Annotated in this window: 9 protein-coding genes; 3 read left to right on the top strand and 6 right to left on the bottom strand. The window is 53.9% G+C overall.

Going from position 1 to position 12154, the window contains the following annotated elements; all coding sequences use genetic code 11:
• The first annotated feature begins 21 nt into the window (after positions 1-21).
• The gene (locus tag MFFC18_RS10560) at positions 22-2175 is read left to right on the top strand and encodes an HD domain-containing protein (RefSeq protein ID WP_075081510.1); all 2154 of its coding nucleotides are present in this window, start codon (positions 22-24) and stop codon (positions 2173-2175) included.
• Between the two features lie 139 nt (positions 2176-2314).
• Here the strand turns inward: MFFC18_RS10560 and MFFC18_RS10555 are convergent, their stop codons facing one another.
• Positions 2315-2956, bottom strand: a complete 642-nt coding sequence (locus tag MFFC18_RS10555) for an HAD family hydrolase (protein ID WP_075081511.1) — start codon at positions 2954-2956, stop codon at positions 2315-2317.
• Between the two features lie 112 nt (positions 2957-3068).
• Here MFFC18_RS10555 and MFFC18_RS10550 point away from each other — a divergent pair, with 112 nt between their 5' ends.
• Positions 3069-4484: a magnesium chelatase gene (locus MFFC18_RS10550; RefSeq protein WP_075081512.1), complete on the top strand. Its 1416-nt coding sequence runs from the start codon at positions 3069-3071 to the stop codon at positions 4482-4484.
• A 71-nt stretch (positions 4485-4555) separates the two neighbouring features.
• Here the strand turns inward: MFFC18_RS10550 and MFFC18_RS10545 are convergent, their stop codons facing one another.
• Positions 4556-5854 (bottom strand): glycosyltransferase, encoded by a 1299-nt coding sequence (locus MFFC18_RS10545; protein ID WP_075081513.1) that lies wholly within the window; start codon positions 5852-5854, stop codon positions 4556-4558.
• Positions 5855-5916: 62 nt separating this feature from the next.
• The gene (locus MFFC18_RS10540) at positions 5917-6990 is read right to left on the bottom strand and encodes a prenyltransferase/squalene oxidase repeat-containing protein (protein ID WP_075081514.1); all 1074 of its coding nucleotides are present in this window, start codon (positions 6988-6990) and stop codon (positions 5917-5919) included.
• Between the two features lie 266 nt (positions 6991-7256).
• Between MFFC18_RS10540 and tkt the strand changes: the two genes are divergently transcribed.
• Positions 7257-9287 (top strand): transketolase, encoded by a 2031-nt coding sequence (tkt, locus tag MFFC18_RS10535; protein ID WP_075081515.1) that lies wholly within the window; start codon positions 7257-7259, stop codon positions 9285-9287.
• 12 nt (positions 9288-9299) lie between these two features.
• Here the strand turns inward: tkt and MFFC18_RS10530 are convergent, their stop codons facing one another.
• The 3 genes from MFFC18_RS10530 to MFFC18_RS10520 all read right to left on the bottom strand — a co-directional run bounded on the left by MFFC18_RS10530 (position 9300) and on the right by MFFC18_RS10520 (position 11949).
• Positions 9300-10580, bottom strand: a complete 1281-nt coding sequence (locus tag MFFC18_RS10530) for a hypothetical protein (RefSeq protein ID WP_075081516.1) — start codon at positions 10578-10580, stop codon at positions 9300-9302.
• A 151-nt stretch (positions 10581-10731) separates the two neighbouring features.
• Positions 10732-11295: a hypothetical protein gene (locus tag MFFC18_RS25270; protein WP_075081517.1), complete on the bottom strand. Its 564-nt coding sequence runs from the start codon at positions 11293-11295 to the stop codon at positions 10732-10734.
• 135 nt (positions 11296-11430) lie between these two features.
• The gene (locus MFFC18_RS10520) at positions 11431-11949 is read right to left on the bottom strand and encodes a YqgE/AlgH family protein (RefSeq protein WP_075081518.1); all 519 of its coding nucleotides are present in this window, start codon (positions 11947-11949) and stop codon (positions 11431-11433) included.
• Positions 11950-12154: the final 205 nt, after the last annotated feature.

The raw sequence follows: 12154 nt of genomic DNA, 5'->3' as shown, positions 1-12154 counted from the left end.
TCAACGTCTAGCCCAGCGTCGATGCCCGTTGTCTCCGGCAGCGGTCTGCCGTCGCCGTTTTCGTACCCTCGCTCAACCGATCATCTGGTAAAGCAGGCGAAGATTCTGGTCATTGATGACGACGAGCCAACAACCGAGGTGATTCGAAAGTACCTGCAGTCCAGCGATTTTCACAATATCAAAACGTTGAATGATTCGAAGCAGGCCATTGGTGTGATACACCAATACGAACCGGATCTGGTGTTGCTGGATTTGATGATGCCAGTCAGCGGTGCGTATATTCTCAGCCAGATTCGCAGCGATCGCGAGATTTGCAACACTCCCGTCCTGGCACTGACTTCGGCGGCAAGCGAAGAGACGCGCACGAAACTGTTGAATCTTGGTGCCAACGATTTTCTCAATAAGCCAATCGTTGCAAACGAGTTGTTCGCTCGCGTCCGCAACACGCTTTCCTCCAAGGTTGCCTACGACGAACTCAAACAGCAGTCGGAGCAACTGAAACAGGACGTCCTTCGGGATACGCTGACCAACACAGCGAATCGCCGCGCTTTCGATTTTGAGCTGAATCGAAAGATGCTGGAATGGTCACGGCAACGAACTCATTTCGCCCTGTTGATCATTGATATCGATCACTTCAAAAAAATTAACGACACGTTTGGTCACCAGCCCGGCGACAAAGCATTGAAGTTCATCGCCGAGACAATCAGCAGCAAAACACGCGAGATTGATCTGGTTTGTCGCATCGGCGGCGAAGAGTTTGCGGTGATCATGCCCGTCAGCAACAAGCTGGAATCGACGCGAGCAGCGGAGCGCATTCGACGCGAGGTAGAATCGCAACCCATCGTGATGAAGGGGCAGAAAGTCTATCTCACGATCAGCATCGGCGTCACCAATACGCTCAAGGGCGACGATTCTTCGTTGATTTTCCGACGTGGTGATGCGGCACTGTACGGCAGCAAGCAGAATGGCAGAAACTGCTCGACGTTTCACGATGGATCAGGCTGCATCGCGGTTGAAAACGTCACCAAAGAACGAACTCCGCGACAGGTCCACATCACCGAAACGCCAGAACCGCTCAACGTGACGTCGTCGAAAGTCATGATCATCGACGACGAACCTTCCACGGCAATTGTCGTCAAGAAGTATCTGAAAACTGCCGGTTTCGAACGTCTGCTGGTGGAGACAGACTCCACGAAAGCGGTCGATAGAATCGTCAAAGAGAGACCGGATATTCTGCTGCTGGATATTCATATGCCAGAAGTTTCGGGCATGGAAATCCTTGAGCAAATCCGCAAAATCGAAGCCACAGCTTCAACTCCTGTCGTGTTTTTGACTTCGTCAACAGACCCTGAGCTTCGCGTTAAAGCGCTGAACCTTGGAGCCAACGACTTCCTCAACAAACCGGTTGTCGTCAGCGAATTGGTGGCTCGTGTCAGAAACACGCTGTTGGCCAAAGCACACGTCGATCTGTTGGCTGGTTATTCGGCTCAACTGGAGCAGCAGGTCGAAGCACGGACGGCGGAGTTGATCGCGTCTCGCCGCGAAGCGATCCAATGTCTGGCTCGCGCGGCCGAACTCCGTGACGACATCACTGGAAAGCATGTTATCCGTGTGGGTCGTTACGCGGCAATCATTGCACGTGAACTTGGGTTCACACCGCAACAGGTCATCGATCTTGAGCACGCCGCTCAACTGCATGACGTGGGCAAGATCGGTATCCCGGACGCGATTTTGAACAAGCCTCAGAATCTGACGCACAGCGAGTTCGAGATGATGAAGAATCATTGTCGCACAGGCAGCAGAATCATCAGTGGCGAGAAACTCGACGAGAACAAATCACTCAATCAGGTTCGCAACATCGTGGACGAGTGCAGTTCACCGGTAATGCGTTTGGCCGCGTTGGTTGCCGAAACCCATCACGAAAAGTGGGACGGTTCCGGGTACCCACACGGTTTGGCCGGAGAAGACATTCCAATGGAAGGCCGAATTACAGCGATCTGCGACGTGTTCGATGCCATCAGCACAAAACGGCCTTACAAGGAAGCGTATCCTGTCGAGAAGTGCTTCCAAATTTTGCTCGAAGGCAGCGGCAAGCATTTTGATCCGGCTGTCGTTGACGCTTTCTTCCGTCGTCGCAGCGACATTCTGGAAGCCTTCGAAGAGCTCTCGGACTAACGGCCTCAACCGCCCAATTGTCTCGATGGTCTCGACGGCTTGCAACGTCGGATGCTGCTCTGGACCATGATTGCAAAAGCATTTTCGTCACAGACGCATTCCAAATTTTGCGGTGCCTTAGCGAATCGCTTTTGGCAACTCACCCCGTCACTGGCACGCCGCGTTGCCTCAATTGCTCGGCCAACTCACGAGTCGAAACGTATAGCTCGGCATGCATTCCGGCCTGACGGGCTGCATCAACATTTTCCTGTCGATCATCGGTGAAGAAGATCTCACCTGGTTCACATCCGGTGATCTCCTTCGCCAGCGCAATCGCCGCCTGATAGATTTTCCCATCCGGCTTCATACTTTTTTCTTCGTAGCTGAGCACCCGCTGGCGGAACATTTGCCCGACGGCAGCAAAGTGTCGCACGGCGAAATCCCAATGAGCTTCACAAGTATTTGAAAGAATCGCCATCGGAAAATTGACGTAGCTCAACTGAGTCAGCACGTGAACGATCGAGGTGTTTAGCCAAAAAATATCGGCAACGGCCAGCATCAAGTCATCTTTGCCGACTTCGCAATCGGCGACTTCACAAAAAGCACGATGGAACTGGTCCCCGTTAAGCTCACCGCGTTCAAAACGGTTCTCCAGATCGTGTGGCGACTGAAACAGAATTTGCTCGACTTCATCGCCAGGCTTTTTTGCCAGCGCCGCGACTTGATCGATCAACCGCTGATGGTCAAACTCCAACAGCACTTTGCCCATGTCGAAGAAAATAAATTTGATATCGGATGTCATTGTGAATCTGCAAACGAATAATGTGACCTGACCGGCGATCCACCCAGGAACGAAGTTGTATAATCGACGGTCCGCGATTTTCGCAAGCGTAACAGTACAGGAACAGAACGAAATGGCGAACGCCAACGAACGACCCAACAATTTACAATCGCTGATCGATAGCGGATGGCAATCGAAATCGGTCAAACAGGAAATCCAGGACAACTTCGTCCGCATGCTGGCCGCCGGGGAAGAATTGTATCCCGGAATTCTGGGCTATGACTATACGGTGATTCCCGAGATCAACATTGCGCTACTCTCGAACCATGACATGCTGTATCTGGGCGAGAAAGGCCAGGCGAAAAGCCGTCTGATGCGTGGCATGATTCGTTTTCTCGATCCGTTTGTGCCCTACCTCGATATCGACTCGCCGTTCCACGAAGATCCGCTCGATCCGATTTCTTCGACGGCGAAAACGCTGGTCGCGAACACGCCGCCTTCCGAGATTCCCATCAAGTGGTGGGATCGCGAAGACCGCTATGCAGAGCGACTGGCTCCTGGCACAAAGTTCGCCGACATCATTGGGGAAATCGATCCGGCAAAGCTCGCCGGCGGCGTGAGTATGTCTTCCGAAGACGCGTTGCATTTTGGTTTGATCCCGCGAATGCATCGAGGTATCTTTGCGATCAACGAACTGCCGGAACTCGATGAACTGGTGCAAGTCGGCCTGTTCAATATCCTTGAGGAACGCGACGTTCAGGTTCGCGGCTTTCCCGTTCGCTTCGACATTGACGTCTTGATTCTCTTCTCGGCCAACCCGTCAACCTACAACCGCAGCGGCAAAGTGATTCCGCAACTGAAAGACCGTATCGGTAGCTTGATTCAGACCCACTACCCGGAAGATCGCGCGGTCGGAATCGAAATCATGGAGCAGGAATCCGAGATCGTCCTCGACGGAGACTTTCCTGTTGCGGTTCCGTACTTCATGAAAGAAATTTGCGAACAGATCACGGTTCAGGCTCGCAAGTCAAAATACATCGACCAGCAGAGCGGCGTGAGCGCTCGCTTTAGCCTTGCGAACTATCGAACAATGGTCGCCAGCGCACGGCAACGCGGAATCGTGCTGGGTGAGAAGCCTGCCGTGCCGCGGATTAGTGACCTTGGGCATCTATACACATCGTCGCTTGGCAAACTGGAACTGGATTTGATGGGAAGCCATCAAATGTCCGAGCGTCAGGTGTTGGATAACATTATCGCGGAAGCCATCAATGTCGTGTTTACGGAGTACGTGACCGAACATGGTCTCGAAGATATCTCCGAAATTTTTGGCAAAGGTGTGCGGATCGAAGTGGGCGACATGATCCCGTCGTCGCAGTATGCCGACCGGTTGAAGCAGGTTCCGCCAGCGTGGGAGAAGGCTTTCGAAGTCAACGCGTCGTCCGACGAAGCGGTCCGCGCGTCCTGCGTTGAGTTCGTGCTTGCCGGACTCTACTCGGTCGACAAAATCTCACGCTTACAAGACCACGGTCAGTCGACGTACGAAACGTAGTCGTTCGTCAAACTGATGAAAGGCGGGTTCGTGCATCGCGGTTTGCGCGCATGGCACACGCCTATGTCAACTCATTTTTCACGGCTCAGCACAACTGACTGGAAATGGCGATTGATGAAGTTCACGGCGTTGTCGACACCAGTTTCGTTGCGGATCTTCTCTCCGAGCGCGGCCGCGTTTGCGCGAATGGATTTGCTTTCGAGTGTCGACCGGATGGCGGCGGCCAAATTTTCGGGCGTCAGTTTTCGTTGCATGATCGGTTTCGGACCGACTCTCAGTTCATGCACAATGCGGCCCCAAAATGGTTGGTCGCCAAAAAATGGACAGATGATCGTCGGACAACCCGCGCGAAGTCCGGCAGCGGTCGTGCCGCAACCTCCATGATGCACCACCGCGGCGACTCGGGGGAACAGCCAGTCGTGCGGAGCGGAATCAATCGCCAACATTGTGTCGGGCAGATCGAAAGATTTGAGATCCAGTCCTCCCCAACCCGCGGCCAGAATCGCGCGGCATCCTGATTGGCGGATTCCTTCAATCACGCGCTCTGTTTTCGCTCGTGGATCCAGGCCAAAGATGCTTCCGAATCCAACATAAATCGGACGCGGGCCGTTTTTGAGAAACTGTACCAACTCATTCGCTGGCTCGAATTCTTCTTTCGCATCCAAAAACCAATAACCTGTCACGGTCGCGTGCTGGGGCCAATCGCCGGGCTCGGGAATCACGGACGGACTGTAGGCTTGCAGCGATGCGATCGGCGTTCCGTCGGCATGCTTGAAGTACGGCGTGCGCTTCTTTGACATGCCCTGCTCTTGTCGCCATCGCTTGACGAACTTACCGCCGCTCAACCGGGTCACGAACTCGATGACTCGATAGGTCAGCCGGTTGTACCAGCCGCCTAGCGGAAGCCGCGGAAATCCAAACGCAGGCGTCTCGCGGGTCGGAACATACATCGGAAGATAAAACGCGAGTGCACAGCGACAGCCAAGTTTCTCGGCGAAGTCCTCGGCTCCTATCGCTTTTTTGTGAAACAGAATCAGATCGGGCTGAAAGGATTCCGCGGCGGCCCACATTTCGTTGACTTGCCGATTCATCATCCCTTTCAGTTTCGGCATCAAACGAATGCCGGCACGGATCGCACTGAAAAGATTGGTCGTCGTTTCCATCGCACGCCGACCGTCCTCGGACTCCATGAAGTCCCGAATGTCATCGTTCAGGGGCAAATAGCCGACCCCGCGCGACGTAACGAACGATTCAAAAATCTGACAGGTGCAAATGCTGACGTCATGCCCGGCCGCGATCAGCCCCATCGCCAACGCCACATATGGCTGGACATCACCGCGAGTTCCGACGGTTAGGATCAGGATCCGCATGGCGTTCCGGATGGAAAAGTCAAAAACTGTGCCGGGCGAAAATTGCTAACGGGAACGCTGCGTTATGGCGAGAACACTGGCACGTAGTTCAACGGCATCTGCAAGATGATGCTCGCCATCGCCGCGCCAAATTGCGGACCTGCTTCGCTCGATCTCCACGAGCCATCGTCAGCCTGATCGTTGACCAATACGTCTCGAATCGCCGGGTACCAGGTATTCCAGTAGTCGCCGCCCGCATGCCACATGGCCTGAACGGCGTAGTAGTGCGTATAGAAAAAGTGACCGCCGCGAGACGAACGTGGCTTCGACGCGAGAAGTCGCTTGAGCGCTTTCTCGACCAGTTCGCCTTCATAAATTCCGGCGCTGTAAAGCGAAGTTACTCCGGCGGCCGTCATCGCCGTCGTCGAATGGCCGCCGCGAAGCGTGTAACGAAAGCTACCGTTTTCGTTTTGGCTGCGTTTGACGTACTCGATACACTTCGATCGAACTTCATCTGAAACGTCGATGCCTGCGTCGCGGGCACCGCGCAAGCCCATGATTTGACAGACCGTGATCGAAAGGTCAGCGTCACTTTTCACTGGCTCGTATCGCCAACCGCCGTCGTCGTTTTGCGTCTTTGAAGTTAGCTCGACGCACTTGCGAAGCTTTTCCCCAAGCGCGGCCTTCTTTGTCATTCCGTAAACCTGCGACAGGAACAACATGCTGAATCCGTGACCGTACATTCTTTCGCTGGGCAAATCGCGACGCGAAATGTATCCAGTTTCCTGGACATTGTTCATTACAAACTGGGCCGCGTTGTCGATCGCTTTGCCAAACTTTCCAAAACCGGGAGCGTGGCCGCCACACATCAACGCCAATCCGCCCAGCGAAGCCGTTGCGACCCCGGACTGCAATCCGCTGGCCGCGAATGCGCCACGATTTCGTCCCGTCGTGATCTGCGACCGCAGCAAGTAGTTCAACCCGCGGTCGATCGCGGCGTTGGTCTCGGGAGTCATCAGTTCGGCTGGAGATTTCTCGTTTGCCGAGGTTTTCCGATCTGGAGCTGATCCGCCGATCACATGCCGTGTCGAAAGTCCAGTCGCAGCAGCCAGTGCTCCGCCGAGCAACATTTTGTTAAAATTTCTTCGATGGCTCATCGTTTTCCAATCACACAAAAGAGATGACTTGGCACAAATTTGATTTCCACGGCCTTGAAGCCGAATTTTGGTTGGATCATCGAACGCTGGTAACGCTATCCTAACCCCTCAGCGGGTTCAAAGCAGCAGCGCTTCGATTCCGTCGCGATCAACCCTCAATTATTGCAGTCCGAATTGACCACAACTGATTTAACCCCATAATCAGGTTCAAAATTCGATTACCGCAAAAATATTTCCAATAAAATCAGCACGACGCTGGAGCACACATGACGACATCGACCATCGAAATCGACCAATTGGCCATCAACACCATCCGGACATTGTCCATGGACGCCGTTCAGGAAGCCAACAGCGGCCACCCCGGAACGCCGATGGCGCTGGCTCCGTTGACTTATTCTCTGTGGGCCAAATTTCTCAATTACGATCCGGCAAATCCGAACTGGATGGGCCGTGACCGTTTTGTCCTTTCTTGCGGCCATGCTTCGATGCTGCTGTACTCGGTTTTGCATTTGGCAGAAGTTTCCAAAGTTGACGCTGATGGCAACCCGATCGACGGTCCAGCGATTTCCCTGGAAGACATTCGCAATTTTCGCCAGCTGGTCAGCCCCTGTGCCGGTCACCCCGAGTTCGGCTACGCGGCCGGGATCGAGACCACAACTGGACCGCTTGGGCAGGGCCTTGGTAACAGTGTCGGAATGGCGATCGCAGGCAAATGGCTTGCGGCAACGTACGACAAACCTGGCTATGAGTTGTTCGGCTTCGATACGTACGCGGTTTGCAGCGACGGCGACGTCATGGAAGGCATCGGTTGCGAAGCCGCATCGCTGGCCGGTCACCTCAAGCTTTCGAATCTTTGCTGGGTTTACGACGACAATGAGATCACGATTGAAGGCCGCACCGATCTGGCGTTTAGCGAAGACGTTGCCGGACGTTTCGAAAGCCTCGGCTGGAGTGTGATCACGGTCGAAGACGCAAACGATTTGGGCGCTCTCGAAGCCGCCTACGCAAAGTTCAAATCGACAACGGACAAGCCGACGTTGATCATCGTCAAAAGCATCATCGGTTTCGGTGCTCCGAACAAACAGGACACGTCGAGTGCTCACGGTTCTCCGCTGGGCGACGAAGAGATCAAACTGACCAAAGAAAACTACGGCTGGGACTACGACAAGTTCACGGTTCCCGACGGCGTGCTGGAGCACTTCCGTTCGACCGTTGGCAAACGCGGCTCGGATTCTTACGCAGAGTGGACAGAGAAGTTTTCCGCTTACAAGTCCGAGTTTCCTGAACTTGCGACTCAGCTTGAGCAAATGCAGGCCAACGAGTTGCCGGAGGGCTGGGAGTCATCGCTTCCTGAATTCCCTGCCGATGCCAAAGGAATGGCTTCGCGTGCTTCGAGCGGCAAAGTTCTCAACTCCGTTTGCGGCAGCATTCCATGGATGATCGGCGGTTCTGCTGACCTCGCCGGTTCGAACAAATCCAACAATGATGCTCCGGGCGCGGGCGACTTTTTGGCCAGCGACTACAGCGGCAAGAACTTTCACTTCGGGATTCGCGAGCACGCGATGGCGGCGGCCAGCAACGGCATGTCGTTGTGCGGGCTTCGTCCGTACTGTGCCACGTTCTTCGTGTTCACCGATTACCTCCGCCCTTCCCTGCGACTCAGCAGCATCATGCACCAGCCTGTGCTGTACATCATGACGCACGATTCGATTGGACTGGGCGAAGATGGACCGACTCACCAGCCCGTCGAGCATTTGGCCGCTTGCCGCTCGATTCCAGGAGTCTTGGTAATGCGTCCCGCAGATGCGAATGAAGTTTCGGCTTGTTACCGAGCGGCGTTGTCGGACAAGAAACGTCCAAGCGTATTGGTTCTGTCGCGGCAGAATCTGCCAACCCTCGAAGCGGCAAGCACGACTGACGCGATCAAGGGAGCCTACGTTTTGCAGGACTGTGATGGAACTCCGGATGCGATCCTGATGGCAACCGGTAGCGAAGTTCAAATTTGCGTCGAAGCGGCCGAAAAACTAACGGCGGCGGGCAAGAAAGTTCGCGTTGTCAGCGTTCCATGTTGGGAGCTGTTCGACGAACAGTCGGCTGAGTATCGCGAGTCTGTGTTGCCGGCAGCGGTAACGAATCGTGTGGCTTGCGAAGCCGGCATCAAGATGGGCTGGGAAAAGTACCTTGGCGCTGAAGGAAGTTTCGTCGGCATGGATTCGTTTGGTGCTTCGGGGCCGTTCGAAGAGCTTTACGAAAAGTTCGGCATCACTCCAGACGCCGTCGCGAAAGCAGCGTCATAGCCGACAGCCGCCCTACTCCACGGGCGGATTGTCAATTTCAAACGAATAGCGTTCGACGTACTCGTCCAATTCGGACATCGAGTCTTCGAGCGCTTTTTTTGTGGCCACACCGCTGCGGATGGCTTTCTTCATCAGGTTTGGATCGGCCAGCCCGAATTGTTTCGCCATCTCCATCACTCGCGCAATTTGGGGATCCTGCTCGACAACTTCCATTTCGTCGGCGGTTTGATCGGCCAGCCGTTGGCTGTTAGAAAACTTCTTCAGCGGCAACCATCGATCGTCGCGACCTTTGTAGTACAGCGTCATTTCGACAGTCACGGTTTCGCCCTGAGTAAGCCTCGACACCGAAAAGCTGCGCCGGTTTTCGTCTTCCGCGGCTTTGATCATTGGATCAATCCATTTGATTTTGTCACGACTGCTGGGACGATCCCGAAATTCGGGCAGCCCGAGTTCTCGACCAAGCTGCTGGATGTTCGACGCTCCGCCCAAGCCACCGAATCCGCCTTCCATCATCGCCTGGATCGCCTGAGCCGGATTTGCGTTCGCGCCACGCCTGAAAAACATCTCACCCGTTCCCTGGTACTCAACGCGAGGCAACAGAGCAAACTCGACAAGAGCCTTCCGCACCTCCCACTTTTCGTCGGACTCGAACATCGGCGGCATGTCGTTCCCAAGCTTCAACACGTATGACTCGACGTCGACGTTCTGCTGCTCAAGCTTCCTTTTCAGCACCACCGCGTTCGTCGTTTCCACATCTTTCAGGTTTTCAGACCAACCGATTCCCGCTAGCCGATGACGATCCTCGTCCTGGAGGTAGATGCGTCCGAGTTGCTCGCGATCAAGCTTCAGAATCGTAAACGCGAACGATGAAACATCCGCAGGCTTATCGAGCCCCAACATTTTTATGTTGTCGTCGAGAAACTCATTGATCACTTCCGCATCGTCGCCTTCGTATTCCGCACGCCAGGTTTTAATTCGCTCCAGTAGTCGTTGCTGACCTTCGGCCGCGATTTCGTTTTCTGAATCCGCGTGCTGTTTGTAGAATTCTGGGTGAGCCGACTGCAGCCAGTCTCTCCGCACCACCATCAAGACCGACTGATCGGTTTGCGACATGACGATGCCGTGTATTCGACCGACACGATGCACCGCAACGACATCGACGGCAAGTCGCTTGGGATCGACGGCTTGGCTTTTCTGCTGAGCGAATCCTTGAGGCGGCAACAGGGCAAAGAAAAAGACCAGCAAAAGGCTGGCCTTAAAGGATGCTTTCGAAATTGATCGGACAGCGTTCATGCTGGCTTTCTATCAAAGAGCATTAAAAATGTAACTTTATCGCAGTGATCGTTTGGAACTGCGTCGGTTTGCGGGACCGTCACCAATGAGTCGTATACGACCGTGCCTTTGCTTATAAGACGTTCGTCAAATAGCCGCTGACGACCAATGACTAGTGATCGTGCGGAGCATGCGGTTTGATTTCACCTGAAAACTTCTCATCGCCTACGGTGTACTCAACAACTACCCCAAGGCTCATATTCTTCATCAGACGCGGATCGTCCAGCATGTAAACCAGTTTTTGGTCGTTCACATTTTTTTCGGGGTCAAGTTCGAGAACAAACGGAGTTTTGTCGTCGCCAGCTTTTGGCGTGATCGAAACGCCGTCGAACGCGACTGCATTTTGAAGTTCCGAATCAAGCAAAAGGACACGAATAATATCGTTGTCGCTGTAGTGAATCCACTCGCCCACCATGTCGCTGCCGTCAAGTTTGAACAGGTGACCGCCGTTTGGTCCGTGAGCAGGCAATTCGCCTTCGGCATGGTCGTGCCCATCATGATCATGTCCGTCGTGATCGTGACCGTCGTGATCGTGACCGTCGTGGTCGCCGTGATCGTGGCCATCATGATCGTGATCGGATGTCGACGCGACCTTCGTGTCTGTTTCACAGCCTGAGAAAGTAGTTGCGCCAAAACAACAAAGCGCTAACAGAGTAAGAACATATCCCAGTTTCATTTGGTTGACCTCAGAGGTTAAATTTAGACACGACGATCTGCTGCGTGATGAAGTCAATCCATTACGGCGTCGATCGCGTTAGGTTCGTTCCCCAATTATCAGAAAAATCTGACTTAGGGAAAGACGGCTCAATGCCTAATTCAGCAGCGGATCTGCAGGAAACTGGGAAATTCCTGTCAGGCTTCGAATCGAATCCGCTCCGTATTGCCGCACACTTCGCTCCCAAAGCTTTGTCGGATCAGAAAATACCAGACTTGGATCACCATCGACGACGAACCAAGATCCTTGATCAAGTTCGTGCTGCAGTTTCCCGGATTCCCAGTTGACGGCTCCAAGGACGATGCGAAAGGCCGAATTTTCTTCGGACAGCTCCAATTCGCTCAACCGCTCGATCGCATTTTGCTGAACGGACACAAACAGCCCGCCCTGAATTTCAACTTCTGCCAATTCCTGTTTGCTATGCAGTGCCAAAACAGGTCCCTGCACAGGTCCGCCAGAAACCAGTCGCTCGGCGGCGAATGTCGGTTGATCAGCAAGTTGCTGCCACGCCAACAACATGTCAGGCGTGGCCGGACGGTTTAAAACGACGCCAAAAATGCCCTCATCAGAGTCCTGCAAAACAAGCACAACTGTGCGGCCGTGGGCAAACCCCATTGGGACGCGGGGGGACGCTACCAACAGTTTACCTAACAAACTTTTGTCTGAATCGACGTGCGATGAATTTGTAGCCAAACGGTTTTTCGACATTTGCGTTCCGGGTCAAATTGGATGCGGGGCAGGTTTAGCCTCCGCTCAGTTCCTACAGAGCAAACCGTATACCGAAACGCAACTTCAACACGACTCTTTTCGAAAGCTGGGA

Origin of the sequence: Mariniblastus fucicola (genome assembly GCF_008087665.1) — a bacterium.
GTDB classification, from domain to species: Bacteria; Planctomycetota; Planctomycetia; order Pirellulales; family Pirellulaceae; genus Mariniblastus; species Mariniblastus fucicola.
The sequence above is the reverse complement of the archived record's forward strand: the minus strand, read 5'-3'. Positions and strand labels throughout refer to the sequence as shown.

Coding starts and splice junctions, on each gene's coding strand:
- MFFC18_RS10555 (WP_075081511.1), bottom strand. CDS start 2,956: ATGACATCCGATATCAAATTTATTTTCTTCGACATGGGCAAAGTGCTG.
- MFFC18_RS10540 (WP_075081514.1), bottom strand. CDS start 6,990: ATGAGCCATCGAAGAAATTTTAACAAAATGTTGCTCGGCGGAGCACTG.
- MFFC18_RS10560 (WP_075081510.1), top strand. CDS start 22: ATGCCCGTTGTCTCCGGCAGCGGTCTGCCGTCGCCGTTTTCGTACCCT.
- MFFC18_RS25270 (WP_075081517.1), bottom strand. CDS start 11,295: ATGAAACTGGGATATGTTCTTACTCTGTTAGCGCTTTGTTGTTTTGGC.
- MFFC18_RS10545 (WP_075081513.1), bottom strand. CDS start 5,854: ATGCGGATCCTGATCCTAACCGTCGGAACTCGCGGTGATGTCCAGCCA.
- MFFC18_RS10520 (WP_075081518.1), bottom strand. CDS start 11,949: ATGGGGTTTGCCCACGGCCGCACAGTTGTGCTTGTTTTGCAGGACTCT.
- MFFC18_RS10550 (WP_075081512.1), top strand. CDS start 3,069: ATGGCGAACGCCAACGAACGACCCAACAATTTACAATCGCTGATCGAT.
- tkt (WP_075081515.1), top strand. CDS start 7,257: ATGACGACATCGACCATCGAAATCGACCAATTGGCCATCAACACCATC.
- MFFC18_RS10530 (WP_075081516.1), bottom strand. CDS start 10,580: ATGAACGCTGTCCGATCAATTTCGAAAGCATCCTTTAAGGCCAGCCTT.